General features: G+C 70.1%; 18 protein-coding genes and 1 pseudogene. 6 read left to right on the top strand and 13 right to left on the bottom strand.

Annotated features, from left to right (window positions below; translation table 11 throughout):
- Positions 1–17 precede the first annotated feature (17 nt).
- Positions 18–419 carry a response regulator gene (locus tag R3F55_00635; GenBank protein MEZ5665950.1) on the bottom strand — a complete coding sequence of 134 codons (402 nt, stop codon included), beginning with the start codon at positions 417–419 and terminating at the stop codon, positions 18–20.
- 92 nt (positions 420–511) lie between these two features.
- Positions 512–2,083, bottom strand: coding sequence for a short-chain fatty acyl-CoA regulator family protein (locus R3F55_00630; protein MEZ5665949.1), 1,572 nt, complete (start codon positions 2,081–2,083; stop codon positions 512–514).
- Between the two features lie 207 nt (positions 2,084–2,290).
- Between R3F55_00630 and R3F55_00625 the strand changes: the two genes are divergently transcribed.
- The 5 genes from R3F55_00625 (at position 2,291) to R3F55_00605 (ending at position 7,456) form a co-directional block, all read left to right on the top strand.
- Complete coding sequence (locus R3F55_00625) at positions 2,291–3,634, top strand: substrate-binding protein (GenBank protein ID MEZ5665948.1); 1,344 nt, start codon at positions 2,291–2,293, stop codon at positions 3,632–3,634.
- Between the two features lie 107 nt (positions 3,635–3,741).
- On the top strand, positions 3,742–4,758 hold the full coding sequence (locus R3F55_00620) for a branched-chain amino acid ABC transporter permease (protein ID MEZ5665947.1): 1,017 nt from the start codon (positions 3,742–3,744) through the stop codon (positions 4,756–4,758).
- Positions 4,759–4,761: 3 nt separating this feature from the next.
- Positions 4,762–5,931, top strand: a complete 1,170-nt coding sequence (locus R3F55_00615) for a branched-chain amino acid ABC transporter permease (GenBank protein MEZ5665946.1) — start codon at positions 4,762–4,764, stop codon at positions 5,929–5,931.
- Between the two features lie 14 nt (positions 5,932–5,945).
- Positions 5,946–6,701, top strand: a complete 756-nt coding sequence (locus R3F55_00610; GenBank protein ID MEZ5665945.1) for an ABC transporter ATP-binding protein — start codon at positions 5,946–5,948, stop codon at positions 6,699–6,701.
- The gene (locus R3F55_00605) at positions 6,698–7,456 is read left to right on the top strand and encodes an ABC transporter ATP-binding protein (GenBank protein ID MEZ5665944.1); all 759 of its coding nucleotides are present in this window, start codon (positions 6,698–6,700) and stop codon (positions 7,454–7,456) included. The genes R3F55_00610 and R3F55_00605 overlap by 4 nt, the downstream gene beginning before the upstream one ends.
- 186 nt (positions 7,457–7,642) lie before the next feature.
- On the opposite strand, the gene R3F55_00600 is transcribed toward R3F55_00605, so the two are convergent.
- The 6 genes from R3F55_00600 to R3F55_00575 all read right to left on the bottom strand — a co-directional run bounded on the left by R3F55_00600 (position 7,643) and on the right by R3F55_00575 (position 15,332).
- On the bottom strand, positions 7,643–8,749 hold the full coding sequence (locus tag R3F55_00600) for an ABC transporter ATP-binding protein (GenBank protein ID MEZ5665943.1): 1,107 nt from the start codon (positions 8,747–8,749) through the stop codon (positions 7,643–7,645).
- A 5-nt stretch (positions 8,750–8,754) separates the two neighbouring features.
- Positions 8,755–9,864 carry an ABC transporter ATP-binding protein gene (locus tag R3F55_00595; GenBank protein ID MEZ5665942.1) on the bottom strand — a complete coding sequence of 370 codons (1,110 nt, stop codon included), beginning with the start codon at positions 9,862–9,864 and terminating at the stop codon, positions 8,755–8,757.
- Positions 9,865–9,866: 2 nt separating this feature from the next.
- On the bottom strand, positions 9,867–10,730 hold the full coding sequence (locus R3F55_00590) for a carbohydrate ABC transporter permease (protein ID MEZ5665941.1): 864 nt from the start codon (positions 10,728–10,730) through the stop codon (positions 9,867–9,869).
- A gap of 3 nt (positions 10,731–10,733) precedes the next feature.
- The gene (locus R3F55_00585; GenBank protein MEZ5665940.1) at positions 10,734–11,612 is read right to left on the bottom strand and encodes a sugar ABC transporter permease; all 879 of its coding nucleotides are present in this window, start codon (positions 11,610–11,612) and stop codon (positions 10,734–10,736) included.
- Between the two features lie 84 nt (positions 11,613–11,696).
- Positions 11,697–13,049 (bottom strand): sugar ABC transporter substrate-binding protein, encoded by a 1,353-nt coding sequence (locus R3F55_00580; protein ID MEZ5665939.1) that lies wholly within the window; start codon positions 13,047–13,049, stop codon positions 11,697–11,699.
- A 195-nt stretch (positions 13,050–13,244) separates the two neighbouring features.
- Entirely contained in the window at positions 13,245–15,332 is a 2,088-nt protein-coding gene (locus tag R3F55_00575) for an extracellular solute-binding protein (protein MEZ5665938.1), read from the bottom strand.
- Here R3F55_00575 and R3F55_00570 point away from each other — a divergent pair.
- The gene (locus R3F55_00570) at positions 15,289–15,819 is read left to right on the top strand and encodes an Hsp20/alpha crystallin family protein (protein ID MEZ5665937.1); all 531 of its coding nucleotides are present in this window, start codon (positions 15,289–15,291) and stop codon (positions 15,817–15,819) included. The genes R3F55_00575 and R3F55_00570 overlap by 44 nt on opposite strands.
- 74 nt (positions 15,820–15,893) lie before the next feature.
- Here the strand turns inward: R3F55_00570 and R3F55_00565 are convergent.
- The 5 genes and pseudogenes from R3F55_00565 to R3F55_00545 all read right to left on the bottom strand — a co-directional run bounded on the left by R3F55_00565 (position 15,894) and on the right by R3F55_00545 (position 20,729).
- A pseudogene (locus R3F55_00565) lies at positions 15,894–16,070 on the bottom strand (hypothetical protein).
- Positions 16,071–16,301: 231 nt separating this feature from the next.
- Complete coding sequence (locus R3F55_00560; protein ID MEZ5665936.1) at positions 16,302–17,666, bottom strand: amidase; 1,365 nt, start codon at positions 17,664–17,666, stop codon at positions 16,302–16,304.
- Positions 17,667–17,676: 10 nt separating this feature from the next.
- Entirely contained in the window at positions 17,677–18,549 is an 873-nt protein-coding gene (locus R3F55_00555; protein MEZ5665935.1) for a MaoC family dehydratase N-terminal domain-containing protein, read from the bottom strand.
- On the bottom strand, positions 18,542–19,423 hold the full coding sequence (locus R3F55_00550; GenBank protein ID MEZ5665934.1) for an ABC transporter permease: 882 nt from the start codon (positions 19,421–19,423) through the stop codon (positions 18,542–18,544). The genes R3F55_00555 and R3F55_00550 overlap by 8 nt, the downstream gene beginning before the upstream one ends.
- A 178-nt stretch (positions 19,424–19,601) precedes the next feature.
- Positions 19,602–20,729, bottom strand: coding sequence for an ABC transporter permease (locus tag R3F55_00545; GenBank protein ID MEZ5665933.1), 1,128 nt, complete (start codon positions 20,727–20,729; stop codon positions 19,602–19,604).

Raw genomic sequence — 20,729 nt, 5'->3', positions numbered from 1 at the left:
CGGCATCCGCCGCTGGCCTAGTGCGCCGCCGCCTGCGCCCGGCCGGCGGCGAGCAGGTCGGTGACCTGGCGGATGACGTCGCGGTTTGAGAACGGCTTGGTGACGAAGGCGTCCACGCCGAACTCCTCCGCCTTCCTGCGGTCGGCGTCCTGGCCCTTGGCGGTCAGGATCAGCACGGGGACGTCACTGACTGTGCGATGGCCGCGCACCCATTTCAGGATCTCGAAACCGTTGCGCTTGGGCAGCATGACGTCGAGCACGATCAGGTCCGGCCGCGCCCGGTCGATCGCCGCGATCGCGGCGGCGCCGTCCCTCACTGCCTGCACCGTGTGGCCCTCGCGCTCCAGCAGGAAGCGCAGGGATTCGACGATAAAAGGCTCGTCCTCGACGATCAGGATCGACGATCCCACACGGCTCACTCCCCCAACCGGCGGCGCCTTCGCGGGCGCCGCTCCCCAATTTGTTGCGTGAAGCGTAGGTCAGATTGGCCATGCCCGCAACGCCGGCCGTTTCATGCCGGGGCGAGAACGCGCGGATAGGCGCGCTGGGCGCAGTCGTCGCGCGGGCACAGCCGGCAGGTGGTGCCGACCGGGGTCAGCAGCGACGGGCGGCCGGGGTCGAGCCCGTCGCCGTAGACGATGCGGTCGGCATACAGCGCCTCGCAGCAGATCATCACGCTGAACGCGGTGCCCGGCCGCCGGTGCGCGGGCGGCCGCTTGACGATGGCGCGCGCGATGAACAGGAAGGCGCTGTCGTCGGGCATGCACGCCATCTGCGCCACCGTCTGGTTGGGTGCCTGCAGCGCGCGGTAGATCGCCCACAGCGGACAGGCGGTGCCATAGCGCGGCAGGCTGAGCCCGGGGATGCTGAAGCGCTTGGTGACGTTGCCGGCGGGGTCCGCGCGCATGAAGGCGAACGGCACGCCGCTGAGGTCCTGCCGGCGCAGAGTGACCAGCCGGTGGCAGACCTGCTCGAAGCTGCCGCCGAAGCGGTGCTCCAGCACGTCGATGTCGTAGCGGGTGCGGGTGGCGGCGTCGTGGAACGCCTCGTAGGGGAACAGCACGGCGCCGGCGACATAGGAGGCCAGCGCCCGCTCGGCGCGGCGGCGCGCCTCCTCGCTGCTCAGGCGCGCGCCCGCCACCTGTGCAGCGATGGCGTCTGCCGCCTCCAGCTCGGCGACCAGGTGGGCGAGCTGGAAGCGCACCGTCATCGCCGGCAGCCCCTCTGGGATCAGCATGACCGCACCCGCCCGGTCGTAGCGGCAGGCGGCGGCCGACGCCGCCTCGTCCGCTCCGCCGGCGGCGACGGTGCGGCAGGCGATGCCGTGGCGGCCTTCCAGGTGCGCGGCCAGCGCCGCCGTCTCCAGCCGTTCCGGCGCGTCGAGCCGCCGGCGCAGCGCCGCGGCCGCCTCTTCCAGGGCGGGAAAGTAGTTGCGGTTGTCGATGATGAAGTCGTCGACCTCCTCCATCGGCGAGGAGGTGCGTGCATCGGCGCTGGCGTCCTTGAAGAAGGCGAACAGCGCCTGCGCGGCGGCGGCGAGCCGCGTGCTCTCGCCGGCGACCACCGCCAGGAACTGGCGCCGGCGCGCATCGTCGAGGTCGGTGAACTCCTCCAGGATCTCCGCCGAGGAGCGGATCGAGGTGATGTGGGTGAGGATCTGGTGGCCGATGTCCATCAGCACCGAATCCTGGCTCAGCCGCTCGGTCAGCGCCGCGACCTGGCCGCGGGTGTCGACCAGGCTGCGATAGAGGGTCAGCAGCGCCCGGCTCCAGGCCGGGTGACGGGCGACCAGGTCGGCGGCATCGCCCGGCGGCAGGTCGAGCCCGCGCAGCGCCGGGTCGCCGGCCAGCTCGCCCAGCGCCTGGATCAGCCGCGCCTCCTGCGCCCCGGTCAGGCTGTCGAGGTCGAGGCCGAGCACGCGGGCGAGGTTGGCCAGCAGCGCGCCGCCGATCTGGCGGCGGTCGTGCTCGATCAGGTTGGCGTAGCTGGGCGAGATGCCGACCGCCTGTGCCAGCTCGGTCTGGGTCATGCCCAGCGCCCGCCGGCGCTCACGCAGGCGGTAACCGATCGGAATCCGCGCCATGACCCACCCGCGAGTCTGGAGGAATTTTCACTCTTTTACAGATCGCACTTCACGTCTCTGATATATTGACAAAAAATCACAATGGTATCAACCGGTTGTTGAGGACTGTCATGAACCGGTCCTAGGGTGCCGACAAGAAGAACCACCCGGAGTCCGCAGCGCGGGCGCGTGCCGCGGGCACGCCGGGCAACAGCAAGGGAGGACTTCATGTCTGCAAACAAGGGTCACTGGAACCGCCGCCGGGTGCTGAAGGCCGGCGCGGGCCTGGTCGGCGCCGGCATGGCGCCGACGGTGTTCACGCGCGGCGCGTGGGCGCAGGAGTTCCGCAACAACCCCGGGGACAGCCCGACCGTCACCTTCGGCTTCAACGTGCCGCAGACCGGTGCCTATGCCGACGAGGGCGCCGACGAACTGCGCGCCTACCAGCTTGCGGTCAAGCACCTGAACGGCGAGGGCGACGGCGGCCTGCTGAACACGATGCAGCCGCTGTCGCTGACCGGCAACGGCGTGCTCGGCAAGCGGGTCGAGTTCGTCACCGGCGACACCCAGACCAAGGCCGACGAGGCCCGGGCCTCGGCCAAGCGCATGATCGAGGCCGACGGCGTGATCATGTTCTCCGGCGGCTCGTCGTCGGCGGTCGCTGTCGCGGTGCAGAGCCTGGCGCAGGAGATGGGCGTCGTCTTCATGTGCGGCCTGACCCACTCCAACGACACCACCGGCAAGGACCGCCGCCGCTACGGCTTCCGGCACTTCTTCAACGCCTACATGTCGGGCCAGGCGCTCGGCCCGGTGCTCGAGGCCGAGATGGGCAACGATCGCCGCGCCTATCACCTGACCGCCGACTATACCTGGGGCTGGACCCAGGAGGAGTCGATCAAGGCGGCGACAGAGGCGCTGGGCTGGCAGACGGTGGAGACGGTGCGCACCCCGCTGGGCGCCGGCGACTTCTCGCAGTACATCACGCCGGTGCTGAACAGCGGCGCCGACGTGCTGATCCTGAACCACTACGGCAAGGACATGGTCAACTCGCTGACCCAGGCCGTGCAGTTCGGGCTGCGCGACATGCAGGTCAACGGCAAGAACTTCGAGATCGTGGTGCCTTTGTATTCGCGCCTGATGGCGCAGGGCGCCGGCGAGGCGATCAAGGGCATCCTCGGCACCACCAACTGGCACTGGTCGCTGCAGGACGCCGGCTCGCAGGCCTTCGTTTCGTCGTTCGGCCAGGAATACGGCTTCCCGCCGTCGCAGGCCGCGCACACCTGCTACGTGCAGGCGCTGCTCTATGCCAATGCGTGCGAGATGGCCGGCACCTTCTATCCGCCCGAGGTGATCCGGGCGCTGGAGGACTTCAACTTCGACGGCATGGGCAACGGGCCGACGCTGTATCGCGGCGAGGACCACCAGTGCTTCAAGGACGTGCTGGTCGTGCGCGGCAACGAGAACCCGACCAGCCAGTTCGACCTGCTGGAGGTCGTGCAGATCGTCCCGCGGGCCCAGGTCGAGTACGACTCCTCGATCTTCGGCGGCGAGCTCGGGCCCTACGAGGTCTGAGCCGTCCGGCCGACGAAACGGATCGGCGGCGGTTCTCCTCTCCTCCGCCGCCGCCGGTCCGGTTTCGCTGCCAGGCCAGCGCTGAACGGGTGGGGTATCGCTGACCGATGGACGCCATCGTCCTGCAGATCCTGAACGGCCTCGACAAGGGCGGCGCCTATGCGCTGATCGCCCTCGGGCTCACCCTGATCTTCGGCACCCTGGGCGTGGTCAACTTCGCCCACGGCGCCCTGTTCATGCTCGGCGCATTCTGCACGGTGACGGTGGCCAAGCTGCTGACCCTGTCGAAGCAGATCAAGGACGAGAGCATCACCGCCTTCGCCGCGTTCAAGGAAGAGCCCTATATGCGGCTGTGGTTCGGCGACGCCGGCGACACCATCATCGACCTCGCCGTGCCGATCTCGCTGCTGCTGACCGTGCCGCTGATGCTGCTGTTCGGCCTGGTGATGGAACGCGGCCTGATCAAGCACTTCTACAAGCGCCCGCACGCCGAGCAGATCCTGGTCACCTTCGGCCTGGCCATCGTGCTGCAGGAGATCATCAAGGCCTTCTTCGGCGCCAACCCGATTCCGACGCCGGCCCCGGACGCGCTGTCGGGTAGCGCCGCCGTCGGCGAGTGGGTCGGGCTGGGCAGCCACGTGGTCTATCCCTGGTGGCGACTGGTCTACCTCGCCTTCTCGCTGGCGGTGATCGGCGCCGTCTTCGCCTTCCTGCGCTTCACCACCTTCGGCATGGTGGTGCGTGCCGGCATGCAGGATCGCGAGACCGTCGGCCTGCTCGGCATCGACATCGACCGCCGCTTCACCATCGTGTTCGGCATCGCCGCCATCGTCGCAGGCCTGGCCGGCTCGATGTACACGCCGATCCTGTCGCCCGACTACCACATGGGCATGGACTTCCTGGTGCTGTCCTTCGTGGTGGTGGTGGCCGGCGGCATGGGCTCGCTGGCCGGCGCCGTGGTCGCCGGCTTCCTGCTCGGCATCCTGCAGTCCTTCGCCTCGATGAACGAGGTCAAGGCGATCTTCCCCGGCATCGACCAGATCGTGATCTACCTGGTGGCGGTGGTCATCCTGCTGGTGCGCCCGCGCGGCCTGATGGGGCGGCGGGGCATGATGGAGAGCTGAGCCATGGGCGGCAGCGCCTCGCGCCGGGACCACCTGTGGTTCCTGATCTTCGCGGTCGCCGTGCTGGCGATGCCGCTGTGGCTGATGCCGATCGGCGCGGCCTATCCCGACCTGCTGCAGAAGTTCGCGATCTTCGGCATCTTCGCGGTCGGCTTCAACATCCTGTTCGGGCTGACCGGCTATCTCTCCTTCGGTCACGCCGCCTTCCTCGGCGTCGGCTCCTACACCGCGGTGTGGTCGTTCAAGCTTCTGACCATGAACGTCATCCCGGCGGTGATCTTCGCGGTGGTGCTGGCCGGCCTGTTCGCCGCGGTGATCGGCTATGTCAGCCTGCGCCGCACCGGGATCTACTTCTCGATCCTGACGCTGGCGTTCGCGCAGATGTGCTACAACCTCGCCTATTCGGTGCTGACGCCGATCACCAACGGCGAGACCGGGCTGCAGCTGACGCGCGAGGACCCGCGGGTGATCGACGCCATGTTCGTCGAGGCCGGCGAGGGCCTGCCTTCGACCAACCTGTTCGGCCTGCCGATGAACGGGTACGAGGGCTTCTACTTCTGCGCGGCGATGCTGATCCTGGCCTATTACGTGGCCATGCGCATCACCCGCTCGCCGTTCGGCATGGCGCTGCGCGCGATCAAGTCGAACCAGAACCGGATGCGCTACACCGGCTTCGACACCCGGCCCTACACGCTCGCCGCCTTCGTCATCTCCGGCATGTATGCCGGGCTGGCCGGCTCGCTGCTGGCGGTGACCGACCCGCTGGCCGGCGCCGAGCGCATGCAGTGGACCGCGTCGGGCGAGGTGGTGCTGATGACCATCCTCGGCGGCAGCGGCACGCTGGTCGGCCCGGTGCTGGGCGCCGGCATCATCAAGTACTCGCAGAACATCTTCTCGCAGTTCAACGATCAGCTGCTGCACGACACCTTCGCGTTCCTGCCCGACGGCGTGGAATCGGTGGTGGTCGGCGTGATCGGCCTGTTCGTCGGCGAGGGCTGGCAGCTGACGCTGGGCGTGCTGTTCATGCTGATCGTGATCTTCTGGCCGGGCGGGCTGGTCGAGGGCATCCGCCGCATCAGCCGGCGCGCGTCGCGGTCGCGATCGGCGCCTGCGGCGGTCGAAGGCGGCCGCGCCAAGGACGGCGCCACCGCCGGCCGGCAGCCGGCGGAATAGGGGAGGCCGGGGCGATGTCCTTCCTCGAGGTGCGCGGCGTCAGCAAGCATTTTCGCGGGCTGCAGGCGCTGAGCGACGTCAACCTCAACGTCGAGCGCGGCACCGTCCACGCCATCATCGGGCCCAACGGCGCCGGCAAGTCGACGCTGCTGAACTGCTTCGTCGGCCGGCTCAAGCCCGACACCGGCATCGTCATGTGCGACGGTCACTCGCTGCTCGGCATCGCGCCGCACCGGATCAACCAGGCCGGGGTGGCGCGGGTGTTCCAGACGCCGGAGATCTTCGGCGACCTCAGCGTGCTGGAAAACGTCAAGATCCCGGCGATCGCCAAGCGCTACGGCGCCTTCAGCCTGCACGGCTGGCGGCGGATCGACGGCGAGGCCGAGATCCGCGACCAGGCCGAGGCGATGCTGGAGGACGTCGGGCTGGGCGACAAGAAGGACGACCACGCCGGCACGCTGTCGCGCGGCGACAAGCGCCGGCTGGAGCTGGCGATGTGCCTGGTGCAGAACCCGAAACTGCTGCTGCTCGACGAGCCGACCGCCGGCATGTCGCGGGCCGACACCAATGCCACCATCGACCTGCTGAAGAAGATCGGCGAGCGCGGCGTGACCAAGGTGGTGATCGAGCACGACATGCACGTGGTGTTTTCGCTGGCGCACAAGATCACCGTGCTGGCGCAGGGGCGGGTGATCGCCGAGGGGCCGCCGGAGGCGATCAAGGGCGACGCCAAGGTGCAGGAAGCCTATCTCGGGGGGGCGCATCTATGAGCGACGTCGCCGAAGCCGGGCGCACCGCCGCCGGTCCCGCTGCGGGCGGGCGGGCCTATTTCTCCTGCCGCGGCATGAAGGCCTTCTACGGCGAGAGCTATATCGTCCAGGGCGTCGGCTTCGACATCAACCAGCACGAGATCGTCGCCCTGCTCGGGCGCAACGGCGCCGGCAAGACCTCGACCCTGCGCACCATCGCCCGGCTGGCCAACCCGGAGCTGAAGGAGGGCGAGATCTGGCTGGACGGCCAGCCGCTGCACCGGATGAACGCGTTCCAGGCGGCCCGCCTCGGCGTCGGACTTGTGCCGGAGGACCGGCGCATCATTCCCGGCCTGACGGTCGAGGAGAACCTGAAGCTGGCCCAGATCGCCGCGCCGGTCGGCTGGTCGATCGAGCGCATCTACCAGCATTTCCCGCGGCTGGCCGAGCGCCGGCGGCAGGAGGCGGTCACCATGTCGGGCGGCGAGCAGCAGATGCTGGCGGTGGCCCGCGCGCTGGCCCGCGACCTCAAGCTGCTGCTGCTCGACGAGCCCTATGAGGGCCTGGCCCCGGTGATCGTGCACGAGATCGAGCGCATCCTGGAGGAGATCAAGGGCCTCGGCTTCACCATCCTGATCGTCGAGCAGAACGCGATCGCCGCGCTGCACCTGGCCGACCGCGCGATCATCCTCGACATGGGCGAGGTGGTGTTCGACGGCGCCGCCCGCGACGTCCTCGACGACGAGGACCTGCGCCTGCAGTATCTGGCGATCTGAAGCGCACTCCGGCCGCCGCCGGCAGCGGCCAATGGCATATTCGGCCTTTTCGTCAAAAAATCCCAATCACACAGGACAAAGGTAGAACCTGCGCCGCGCCGTCGGACAAATCAAGAACGTGCCCGCCCCGGTCGCTGTCGCGAGGGCGGCCCCGACGGCAGGTCGCATTCACCGCGCGAGCCGCCGTCAGTCGCCCTTCGGCGCTGCGAGGGCTGCGCCGGTGTCTGCCGAGAACAGCCTGACGTCGTTGAGATCGAGGCGGCAGCGAACTCGGTCGCCGACCGCGCAGGGCCGGACGTCCTCGGTGCGGTAGCGCACGATCGCAGTGCCGATCTGCAGCATCAGCTGCAGGCTCCGTCCGATCATCTCATGTCCGTAGACGGTCGCGGCCACCGCGCCCGGTGCGTCGTCGGGGCAGAGCGACACCTGCGCCGGCCGAAGGCCCAGCCTGACGGCCGGCGCGCGATTGCCGGCCAGTGCTCCGGCAACCCGGGCGGGCAGCGGCAGGATCTGGCCGCCGAGACTGACCGCGCTTCCGTCGACCAGCTCGGCCTCGATCACGCTCATCGGCGGATCGCCCACGAAGCCGGCGACGAAGGCGGTGCGCGGATTGCGGTAGACCTCCTGCGGCGAACCGAGCTGCTCGATCCGGCCCTCGTTCATCACCGCGATCAGGTCGGAGACGGCCAGCGCCTCGCTCTGGTCGTGGGTGACATGGATGGTCGTCGTGCCGATCCGGCGGTGCAGTGTCTTCAGCTCGGCACGCATCTCATAGCGCAACCGCGCGTCGAGATGGGTGATCGGCTCGTCGAGCAGCAGCACCGGCGGCTTGCGCACCAGCGCGCGGCCGAGCGCGACCCGCTGCTGCTGGCCGCCGGACAGCGCGTTGACCGACCGCTTCATCAGCCACTCGATCCGCAGCAGCGCGGCCACCTCGTCGACCCGCCGCGCGACCTCTTCCGGGCTGAAGTCCTTGCGCCGGATCGGCGCGCGCAGCGGAAAGGCCAGGTTCTCCGCCACCGAGAGATGGGGATAGAGCGCATAGTTCTGGAACGCCAAACCGACATTGCGCGCCGCGGGCGCGAGGTCGTTCACGCGCCTGCCGCCGATGTAGATGTCGCCGGCATCGGGCGCCTCCAGCCCGGCCACCAGCCGCATCAGCGTGGTCTTGCCGCAGCCGGACGGACCGAGCAGGCACAGATAGGCGTGCGCCGGGCAGGTCAGGTCGATGTCGCTGAACACGTGCACGGTGCCGAAGCTCTTGCCGACCTTCTCGAAGCGGATTTCGGTCATCGCCGTCAGCCCGTCCGAGCCAGCAGGTTGCGGCCGTCGGCACCGAACAGGTGGATGCGGTCGGCGTCCAGCGCGGCGAAGACCGCCGTGCCGACGGCCGGCACGTCGTCGTCGGCCGCGACCGCACTGATGCGTCCGCCCGGGCCGTCGGCGATCACCACGGTGGTGTCGCCCTGCGGTTCGAGCACGGCCACGGTGGCGGCGATCCGGTCCGGTCCGGGCTGGCGGTGCAGGCGCATGTCGACCGGGCGGATACCCAGTTCGAGGCCTGCGGCCGTGTCCGCCGCGGCCTCGGCCAGCATCGCCGCCTTCGCGGCCGGCAGCGCCACGCTGGCGCCATCGACCGCGACGGCCACGCTGCCGGCGCCGCCGCGCAACGCGGCGGGCAGGATGTTGATCGGCAGGTTGCCGATGAACTCCGCGACGAAGCGGTTCGCCGGGTTGTCGAGCAGCTCCAGCAGGCTGCCGGTCTGCTGCAGCCGGCCCTCGCTCATCACCGCGATCCGATCCGAGATGGCGGCCGCCTCCTCCTGGTCATGGGTGATGTAGAAGGTGGTGGCGCCGAGGCGCTCGTGCAGCCGGCGCAGCTCGGAACGCAGCTGCACCCGCAGATACGCCTCCAGATGGCCCAGCGGCTCGTCCATCAGGAAGATGCGCGGCGTGCGCACGATCGCGCGGCCGAGGCCGACGCGCTGGCGCTGACCGCCGCTGAGCTGCGACGGCCGCTTGCGCAGCTGGTCGGTGATCTGCAGCGTCTCGGCCACGGCCTGGACCCGGCTGCGGATCGCCGCCCGCTCGACGCCCTGGGCGCGCAGCGGCATCGCCAGATTGTCGAACACGTTGAGATGCGGATAGAGCGCGTAGTTCTCGAACACCATGGCGATGTCGCGCCGCTGCGGCGGGACCTCGTTGATGCGGGCGCCGTCGATCCGGATCTCGCCGCGGGTCACCGTTTCCAGGCCGGCGAGCATGCGCAGGGTGGAAGACTTGCCGCATCCGGACGGGCCGAGCACGCACAGCAGCTCGCGGTCGGCCAGCGTGAGCTCGAGGTCGAACACGGCCTGGGTACCGTCCGGGTAGACCTTCTCGACGTGGCTGAACGCGACCTCGGCCATGGTCAGCGCACGGCGCCGAAGGTCAGCCCGCGCACCAGGTGGCGCTGCAGGACGATGGTGAAGATCATGATCGGCAGGATGGCGAAGAACCCGACCGCCATGAATTCGCCCCAGGCCAGGCCCATCGAGGCGGAGAAGCCGGCCAGGTAGACCGGCAGGGTGGCCGCGCCGGTCTGGGTGAGGACCGACGCGAACAGGAACTCGTTCCAGGCGAAGATCGCCGACAGGATGGCGGTCGCCGCCAGCCCGGGCCGGACCAGCGGCAGGGCGACCCGCCAGAAGATCTGCCAGCGCGTGTAGCCGTCGACCAGCGCGGCCTCCTCCATCTCGATCGGGATCTCCAGGAAGAATCCGCGCAGGATCCAGACGACGAAGGACAGGTTCATGCTGGCGTAGATCAGGATCAGCGCGATGTGGCTGTCGATCAGGCCGACCCCGTTCACCATCAGGTAGATCGGCACGATGAAGGCCACCGGCGGCGCGAACCGCGTCGACAGGATGTAGAAGGCCAGGTGCTTGTTGGCGGCGAAGCGGAAGCGGGCAAGGCCGTAGGCGGCCATCGCCCCGAGGGTGACGGCGACCAGCGTGCTGGCGGCGGTGATCACCACGCTGTTCAGGATGAACAGCGCGGCGCTGCGCCCGCCGAAGACGAAGAAGGCGCTGTAGAAGTTGTCGAGCGTCGGCTCGAACAGCCAGTCCGGCGGCCAGGCGAAGATCGCGTTCTCGGATTTGAGCGCGGTGGTGAGGATGATGTAGAGCGGCAGCAGGCTGAAGCCGACGGCGGCGCAGGCGGCCATCAGCACCGCGGCGTTGCGGACCGGAAAGCCCCGCCGCGCAGCCGGTGTGACGATCGTTGCGTCGGCCATCGCTCAGGCCTCGCGATAGCCGAGGCGGCGGACGAACAACTGGGTCAGGATCGTGATCAGCACGATCATCAGCACCGCCATCGCCGCGGCGTAGCCGAGCTGCATCGACCGGAAACCGGTGGTGTAGAGGTACCAGGGCATCACCTCGGTGCGGCCGCCGGGGCCGCCCTGGGTCATCATGAACACGAGCTCGACCATGCGGAAGGCATCGACGAAGCGGATCAGCACCACGATGATCATCGCCGGCCGCAGCAACGGCACGGTGACGCGCCAGAAGGTCTGCCACCGGTCGAGCCCGTCCATCTTGGCGGCCTCGTAGACATATTCCGGCAGCGACTGGATGGCGGCGAACAGCACCAGCATGACGAACGGCGTCCATTGCCACATGTCGGCGATCACCAGGCTGACCATCGCCAGCGCGTTGTCGGTGAGGAAGCCGAGCCGTTCCGAGCCGAACAGGGTGACCAGCCAGTTCACCACCCCGAAATTCTCGTTGAACATGTAGAACCAGACCAGGCCGGCCACCATCGGCATGACCATGATCGGCAGGATGTAGATCTTGCGCAGGGTGCCGAGGCCGCGGACCTTCGCGCTGAACAGGAAGGCCAGCAGGAAGCCGAGCACGAATTCGACCGCGACGGCGACGGTGACGAAGACCAGCGAGACGACGATGCTGTTCCAGAAGCGGTCGTCGTAGAACAGCAGGTCCTCGTAGTTGAACAAGCCGTCGTAGCGCGGCGCCTTGCCGCCGCCGAGTTGCCACTGGTGCAGGCTGATGTAGACGGCGAAGACGATCGGGAACAGGTTGATCAGCAGCAGGACGACAACGGCCGGGCTGATCAGCATCCAAGCCGTGCGCCGCGCGTCGGAGGTCAGCTTCATCGGGGATCCGGTCGCACGCGCGCCGGCCCGGCCACGAGAGCCGGACCGGCGTCGCTCAACGGTTGGGCCGAGCGGGTCAGCGGCTCAGTAGTAGCCGGCCCGCATCATGATGCGGTCGACCTGGCTCTGCGATTCCTCGATCGCCTCGGCCGGCGTCTTGTCGCCGGAGATCATTTCGTGCATCTCCGAGCCGAGCACGTCGACGATCGCCTGCAGTTCCGGCACTGGCGGGCGCTGCCAGGCGGCGATCTGGTCGTTGCGCGCCATCTGGTCGACGGCGGCGATCGACGGACAACGGGCGACGACCTCCGGGTCCGCGGCCACGCTGAACCGCGGCGACACGCAGTCGCCGTTCTCGGTGTACAGCGTCATCATCTCCGGGCTGGTCAGCCACTCGATGACCTTCCAGGCCAGCTCGACCCGGTCCTCCGGCACGTTGGTCGGAATGCCGACGTACCAGCCGCCCAGCGTCGAGACGTTGCGACCGCTGGCGCCGCGCGGGTGGGGCAGGTAGGCGACATTGCCGCGGGCCTCGGCCTCGGGGTCGAGCTCGTAGATCGCCGACCGGCCCGACCAGATATAGGTCATCGCGCAGCCGCCCTGGGCGAAGACGCGCACCCGCTCGTCCCATGCCATGTTAAGGATGCCCGGCGGCGAGTAGGGCATCAGGTCGACCAGGTACTGTGCGGTCTCCTGCGCCGCCGCGTCGTCGAGCCACGGATGCATGTTCTCGGCCGTGATGGCGCCGATGTCGAAGTGCTGCGGGCTGGTCTCGGTCAGATGGATCGGCGGGTGGCCGTGCGCGCCGAGCACCTGGATGAAGGTCTGGCCCAGCGCGGTTCCGCGCGCTGCGTTCCAGCAGATGCCGGCCAGGCCGTCGCGCGAGCCGTGCAGCGCCTTGGCGGCGGCGAGGACGTCGGCGGTGGTCTCCGGCGGCGCCAATCCCGCGGCCTCGAACAGGTCGGTCCGGTATGCCAGGATCTCCGGATGCGGCTGGATCGAGATGCCGAGCGTCCGGCCGTCGTGGACGGCGCCCTCGGCCGCGGCCGGATAGAAGTCGGACATGTCCATGCCGCTGGCTTCGATCATCGGGCTGAGGTCGCGGAGAAAGCCCTTGTATTCGCCGAACTGCGGCAGGTCGATGGCAACGATGTCATAGGCCGATTCCGAGTTGTCGGCGTTCAGCAGGATCTGCTGGCGCAGCACGTCGAACGGCCGCACGTCGAGCTCGATCGTGCCGCCGGCCATCTCCTCCAGCTGGCCGTGGATCTTCTGCATCACCTGGAACACGGGATCGCTGATGCCGATGATGCGGATGGTCTGGCCGTTCAGCACGCCTTCGGCCTGTGCCGTTGCGCCGAATGCGCACAGCACGGCGGCCGACGCCGCGCCGACCATCAGCGCCCGCAGGCCCGTCACCGTCTTGTTCGCCGTCATGATGTCGTCTCCTCCCCAGTTGGGAACGACCGCGGCAATGCCCCAGGGCACGCCCGGCGCCGGGCGCCATTCGGCGCGCGGCATCACCGTGTCCGGGCTCGAAGTCGGCCCGGTTCAGATTGTGCGTGACAGGCTCGCAAAACTTGCGCGGTGGCAGAACAGTGCAGATATCCGAAATGAACTTTCCATTCTATTTCAATAATGTCCGTGCTGTCGCATAAGACTGTCGACCTGATGCTGGACCCGCCGGATGCTGTCCTGCGGGCTCTGATCGCCGCGCAGCATGGCGTGCATCTCCGTTCCGACCACCCGGATAGTGTCGGAGAATTCCGGCACCGGCGGGCGCTGCCAGATCTGCAGCTGGCCGGTCTGCGCCAGCCGGTCGACCACCGCGATCACCGGGCTGGCGGCCACGACCTCGGGATCGGCGCTGACGCTGAAACGGGCACTGACCGTGCAGCCGTGCTGGACATAGAGCTTCATCGTCGCCGGCGCGGTCAGTTTCTCGATCACCGTCCAGGCGGCATCGATCCGGGCCGGATCGATGTTGGCCGGAATCGCCAGCACCGACCCGCCGATGGGCGAGCGCGACAGCCCCGGCCGGCCGGCGGGATGGGGCAAGAAGGACGTGTTGCCCGCCGCTGGCGAGCCGGCAACCCGGCCGATCGCGCTGGCGCGGCACGACCAGTTGTAGCACATAGCGACTTGGCCCTCGGCGAAGGCCGTCGCGCAGTCGTCCCAATCCATGGCCAGCAGGCCGGGCGGCGAATAGGCCGACAGCTCCTTCAGATAGGTGGCGGCATTGCGTCCTTCCTCGCTGTCGAAGGTTGGCCGCAGATCCTCGCCCTCGATGTGGGTGACGTCGAAATAGGTGCCGATCCGGCGCAGGTTGAACGGCGGCCGGCCGAATGCGCCCATCAGGTGGATGAACGTGTTGGCCAGAGGCGTGGCCCGCGCCGCACTGAAGACGATGCCGTTGAGCCCGATCGCCGGGCGGTGCAGGGCGCGGGCGGCGCGCAGCACGCCGTCGACGTCCGTCGGCGACGGCAGTCCGCGCCGTTCGAGCAGGTCTCTGCGGTACCAGAGCAGTTCCGCGGTCGGCTGGATGGGGATGCCGTATTGCCGGCCGCCATAGGAGCCGGCTTCCCAGGCCGCGGGATGGAAGTCGAGCCGGTTGAGGCGGCTGCGCGCGATCAGGTCGTCGAGCGGCAGCAGGACGCCGGCGCCGACATACTCGCCCATCCACGGAAAATCGACCGCAAGCACGTCGATTTCCGACACCGGGAGGACGGCGTTCGCCAGCGTGCATTCGCGCAGCCGGTCGATCTTGAACTTCTCGATCTCCCACGCCACACCGGTCAGGCCGCGCAACCGGTCCTGCATCTCGTCGATGATCAGGAACACCGGATCCGGATAGACCGAGAATCGCAGAATGCCCGTCTTGACGGCCGCCGCCGCATTCGCCGTCGGCGGCGGAATGATGCCGGCCGCGGAATAGGCCCGGCCGAAGTAGAACCCGTTCTCGTCGGGCGCCCCCGTGTCGATCCCGATGGCTTCGCCCACCAGCCCCTTGATACGGCGCGCGAAGGATTCGACATGGTCCAGCAAGGCCTTGCTGGGGTGCAGCGCAAAGCTGCGCCCGCTGCGCGAGCGGGGCTGCTGGACGATCAGCCCGGCGGCCACCAGCCGCCGGATCGTGCGCAGCGCCGTGGTGTAAGGAACGCCTGCGATTGCGGCCAGGCTGGTGATCGTAACCAGCTTGCCGTCAAGGTGGCGCCGGACCAGATGCAGCACCACGCGCCAGACCGGGTCCGGCGCGGGAACGTGCAGGCAGCTCTCCGCCGACGCGCGCGTTTCCTCGATGAAGGCGAGCAGCGCCAGCAACTCGCCCCGGTTCAGGCCGTCCGGCCGCGATGCGGCGGCGGCGGTCGACGGCGCCCTGCGGCGTTCGCTTCCATGGGCCTGCTGCATTGCCCCGACCCGAGAACCGGCCGCGACGGGACGCGGCCATCGCCAGCGTCCCGCCCGGTCGGACTGTCTTGCACAGCCATGAACCGCCCGGACGGGATCGCGCGACCGAAGCTTGGCAATGGGCGCGGCGGCGGTCAACGGACATGGTCGGCGGGCGAAGGGCGTGTCCGGGGACCCGGGCGACCGTTGATCGGCGTCAACCCGCCCCGTGCGCCAACGCCATAGGGTGCGGCCGTCGCCCTTTTTCCAGCTATGGGGGATGTGCACGATGGCTGAGAAATCAAAGAACGTTCCCGTCGCGAGCGAATCCAAGGCCGCCGAGCCGGTGCCGGAAGGCCGGCACCCGTTCGAGAGCCTGCGCCGCGAGGTCGACCGGCTGTTCGAGGACTTCGGCAGCGGCGGCTGGCGCTTTCCGCGCTCCTTCTTCGACATCGAGCCGTTCCGCCGCACCGGCGCGGGCCTCGGCGCGGCGCCCGCGGTCGACGTGGTCGAGAAGGACGACGGCTACGAGGTCAATGCCGAGCTGCCGGGCATGGCCGAGAAGGACATCGAGGTGAAGCTGTCCAACGGCAGCCTGACCATCAGGGGCGAGAAGAAGGAGGAGTCCGAGCAGAAGGACAAGAACTTCTATCTCAAGGAGCGGCGCTACGGTTCGTTCGAGCGCAGCTTCCGGGTGCCTGAGGGCGTCGACGCCGACAAGATCGCGGCCCGCTTCGACAAGGGCGTGCTGACCGTGATGCTGCCGAAGAAGCCCGAGGCGCGGAAGCCCGAGAAGAAGATCGAGGTCAAGGCCGGCTGAGCCGACGGCCCCCGCCCGGCCCGGGCCGGACCCCCGCGTCCGGCGCGGTCCCGCACAGTTGCCGGCCCGTGTCAGCGGTCGGGCGAGGTGCCGGGGCCGCCGGCGGGGCCGGGCGGGTTCTCCCAGTTGGTGCCGACACCGCCGAGTGGGCCCGGCGGGTTGTTGTCGTGGTCGCGGTGCGCCTGGCACCCGGCGGCCAGAACCGAAAGGGCGGCGACGACCAGGGTGGTCGCCGGAAGATCGTAGATCATCGTCTTGGCTCCAAGTCCGTTGCTGGGACCGGAGCCGCCGTCGTTCATTGCACAGCCTGGCCGGCAAAGGCGGCGAATTTACGGCCGACGCGCCACCGCCGGCCGATGTGGTTTCTTACCCGGTGCGCCGCAGGATTTGCCGCCGCCGCCCGTACCTACCCGCGGAGCTGCCGTCGTTCAAACGCAGCCCCGATCGGCGTCGCGCAAACCGGTGTGCCCGCGCGGCGCCGGTCAGCCGGCCAGGCAGCGCTCGATCGCGATGCCGGCGGCGAGCAGGCGTTCGTCCTGGCCGGCGGTTGCGGACACCAGCATGCTGGTCGGCATGCCGTGGCCGTCGGTGCCGGTCGGCAGCGCCAGCCCCGGCGTGGCGAGGAAATTGCCCAGCATGGTGTTGCGCAGGGTCTTCAGGTTGACCTTGTGGAACAGGTCGTCGTCGGCCTCCAGCGGGGCGATCTCCGGCGCCACGTGCGGCGTGGTCGGCACCACCAGCAACGCCCCGTCGAGGGCGGCCTCCAGCGCGGCGATCTGCGCGATGCGCGCCTGCTGGACGGCGACGAGGTCGTGCGCCGACATCTTCTTGCCGCCCATGATGCGGGCGACCACGCGGCGGTCGATGCGCCCGACGTCCGGGCCGTCGACCAGGTCGCGGTGCACCCAGTAGGCCTCGGCCGCGGTCAGCGAGCCGTGCGCCGCGGTGGTCGCCACCATGGCGTCGAACATCGGCAGCGTGCGCCGCTCGATCCTGGCCCCGGCGGCCGACAGCCGCGACACCGCCTTTTCCAGGTTGTCGGCGACCGCGTCTTCGACCCCGTCCATGACCACGTTCGGCGCCAGCACGAAGCGCAGGGCCGCGACGTCGGGAACCGGCAGCGACGGCGGCGTCACGCCGCGCAGCGCGGCGTCCGCCAGGATGCAGTCCTCGACCGAGCGGGCGAGCAGGCCGAGCGTGTCCAGCGTCGGCGACAGCGCGACCACGCCGGTCTTGGGAATGCGGCCTTCCGACGACTTGCAGCCGACCAGCCCGTTGAACGCGGCCGGGATGCGCACCGAGCCGCCGGTGTCGGAGCCGACCGAGATCGGCACCAGCCCGCGCGCGACGCTGACCGCGGAACCGGAGGACGAGCCGCCGGGCGCGCGCGGCGTCTCCGGGTCGTGCGGGTTGATCGGCGTGCCGTAATGCGGGTTGAGGCCGAGGCCGGAGTAGGCGAACTCGGTCAGGTTGACCTTGCCCAGGTTGACCATGCCGGCCGCCGTGGCGTTGGCAACGGCGGCGGCGTCGGCCGTTGCCGGGGCGATGTCGCGGCGCAGGGCGGACGCGGCGGTGGTCGGCGTGCCGGCGACGTCGACCAGGTCCTTCCACGAGATCGGCACGCCGTCGAGCGGGCCGAGCGGGCGGCCCTCGGCGTGGCGGCGGCGGCTGGCCTCTGCCTCGCGCCGGGCCCGCGCAGCGGCGACGTGCAGGAACACGGCCTGGTCCGGCGAGGCCGCGATCCGCTCCAGGAAGAACTCGGCCACCGCCACCGGGTCGAGCCCGCCCGCGATCGCCCGCCCCACATCGGCGGCCGTCCGCCGCTCCAGACCCTCGATGCCGCTCATCCGTTCCCCCTCACTGCTCTGCAAGCCGTCCCTCGGCGGTCATCACCAGCCGGCCGGCCGGCCCGTGCGCCGCGACCCTGAAGGCGCCGGCGCGATCATCGTCGAGCCCGCCCGACAATGCCAGCGTCTCGCCGCAGAACAGCGGCGCGCGGGCACGGAAGGCGAAGGCGGCGAGCGGGCGGCCGCCGGCGTTGTCGGCGGCGATCGCCATCAGCAGCGTGGCGGTCAGCGGCCCGTGCACCACCAGCCCCGGATAGCCCTCGACGTCGCGGCAATAGTCGATGTCGTAGTGGATGCGGTGGCCGTTGAAGGTCAGCGCCGAATAGCGGAACAGCAGCACCGGGTCCGGCGCCAGCGTGCGCTGCCACGGTGCGGCCGGCGCGGCCGGCGCGGGTGCGGCCGGCGGCGCCTCGCCGCGGCCGCGATAGACGATGTCGTGCTCCTCGCGCAGCACCGGCGCGCCGTCGACCGCGATCTCGTGCGCGACGGTGACGAACACCAGCGGCCCGCTGGTGCCCCGCTTCAGCGCGACGTCCTGGATCGCTGTGCGCCGGGTCGCGGCGGCGCCGACCGGCAGCGGCGCATGCCAGGCGATGCGGCCGCCGGCCCACATCCGCCGCGGCAGCGGCACCGGCGGCAGGAAGTCGCCGCGTGCGGCGTGGCCGTCGCGGTCGAGGCTGCGCGCCGGTGCCGCCTCGCGGAAGAACAGCCAGTGCCAGCCCGCCGGCAGCGGGCGGCCCGGCGCCGGCGCCGGCCCGTCGCGGTCGAGTGCGGCGTGCATCGCCGCGGCGTGCCAGGGGTCGATGGTGTCCGAAGCGACGATGCTGCGGCCGATCCAGCCGCGCAGCGCTTCGATGTCGATGTCGATGTCTGGGTCAGTCATGGCGGTCCTGGCGCAGATAGGGGCGGCCGAGCGCGGCGGGCTCGTCGCTGCGGCGGCGGCGCAGCCCGGCCAGCACCAGCACCGCCAGCGTGGCGAGATAGGGCAGCATGGTCATCAGATACACCGGCACGTCGCCGCCGACCGCCTGCATGCGCGGAATCGCCGCCTCGATGGCGCCGAACAGCAGCGCGCCGGCCAGCGCCAGCGGCGGACGCCAGCGCGCGAAGATGACCAGCCCGACCGCGATCCAGCCGCGGCCCTGGGTCATACCCTCGGTCCACACCTGGCTGCTGACGATGGCGAGATAGCCGCCGGCCAGCCCGCACAGCGCGCCGCCGCCGAGAATGGCGGCGAGGCGGGTGCCCTGCACGCCGATGCCCATGGCGTCGGCCGCCGCCGGGTCCTCGCCGACGGCGGTGAGCCGGAGGCCGGCGCGCGACCGCGCGAACCACCACCACAGCGCGGCGGTCAGCGCCAGGGTCAGCCAGACCATCGCGTCCTGGCGCAGCGCCAGCGCCGGCAGGCCGGGCAGGGTCTGGTTGGTGAAGTCGCGGCCGATCAGCCCGGTCAGGCCGGCGCCGAGCGCCACCATGATCAGCCCGGTCACCACCTGCTCGGTGCGGAACACGACGACCGCGACGCCGAACGCCAACGCCAGCAGCATCCCGCCGCCGGCGGCGGCCGCCAGTCCGGCCCAGGCGCCGCCGCCGCCCAACGCCGCGATCGCCCCGGCCATGGCGCCGCACAGCATCATGCCCTCGGCGCCGAGGTTGAGCACGCCGGCGCGCTCGTTGAGGATCAGGCCGAGCGCGGCCAGCAGCAGCGGCGTCGCATGCCCCGGTGTGGCGGCCAGCCAGTTGACGACGAACTCCATGGCGTCAGCCTATCTTCGCCATGACCGGGCGGTGCGGCACCGCCAAGTCGAACCGACCGTTGCCCGCAACCCATGACGCCCGCCGGCGCGACGGTCCCGGCCCCCGCCATGATCTGCGTGCAAGTGGCCGCTTGCCGGCAGTGCGTGCGGTTGCAGCCGTTTCAGCCATGCTCCCTCCTCAGTCTTCCGCCGTAGCGGGGGAGGACGCTGCGGGCGTCGCCGGTGCGGCGAATGCGGCGGCGGCCGGACGCGGCGCCAGGTGCAGCTGGTAGCGGGCGAAGAAGTCGAGCAGCACGACGCTGAGCAGGATCACCGCCTCGATCACCTGGATGACGGCGAGCGGCAGCTGGTAGAACGCCTTCAGCGCGTCGCCGGAGACGTAGATGCCGGCCAGCACCAGCCCGACCGGCAGCACCGCCAGCGGGCTCAGCCGGGCCAGCAGCGCGATCAGGATCGCGCTGAAGGTGAAGTCGCCGGCGATGTAGCGGGTCAGGTGGTATTCCTGGCCGGCGACGACGGTGGCGCCGGCCAGCCCGGCGAGCAGCCCGGAGCAGCCGACGCCGATCGCCAGCGTCCAGGTCAGCGGCATCCCGGCGGCGCGGGCGGCGCGCGGGTTGTGGCCGACCGCGGCGGCATAGAAGCCGAACCGGCTGCCCTGCAGCAGCGCGACCGCGGCGACGGCGGCGGCGAGCGCGATCCAGACGCCGGCGTGCAGGTGGCCGAGCCCGACCTGGCCCAGCCGTTCGATCCCCTCGTCGAAGGCGGGCGAGACCGGGAAGCCGGTATCGGGGTCGCGCCAGGGGCCGTAGAGCAGCTGCTCCGCCGCCTGGAAGGCGACATAGGTCAGCATCAGGGTCGACACCACCTCGCTGACGCCGAGCCTGAGCTTGAGCAGCGCGGGCAGGCCGATCCACAGCGCGCCGGCCAGCGCGCCGGCCGCCAGCATCAGCGCCAGCCTTATGCCCGGCGGCCCGATGTCGTCGATGGCGATCCAGCTGGCGGCGATGGCGCCGACCCAGGCCTGGCCGTCGACGCCGATGTTCCAGAAGCGCAGCTTCAGCGCGAACACCGCGCCGAGGCCGACCAGGCACAGCGCCACCGCGCGGGTCAGCGCCTGGGCCAGCCCGCTTTCTGTGGTGAAGACGTAGAGCACGAACTCGTCGACGATGGCCGAAGGGCCGACGCCGTTGAGCGCCAGCACGGCGGCGGCGATGGCGAGGCCGAGCAGGATGCCGGCGGCCAGCACCGCGCCCTGGCGCAGGGGCGATATCCGCTGGCGAGCGGTCAGCGTCAGCCGGTCGAACAT

The organism is Alphaproteobacteria bacterium (genome assembly GCA_041396705.1).
In the GTDB taxonomy this organism is placed as follows: Bacteria; Pseudomonadota; Alphaproteobacteria; order CALKHQ01; family CALKHQ01; genus CALKHQ01.
Note: the sequence above shows the minus strand (reverse complement) of the source record. Positions and strands in the feature narration are given on the sequence as shown.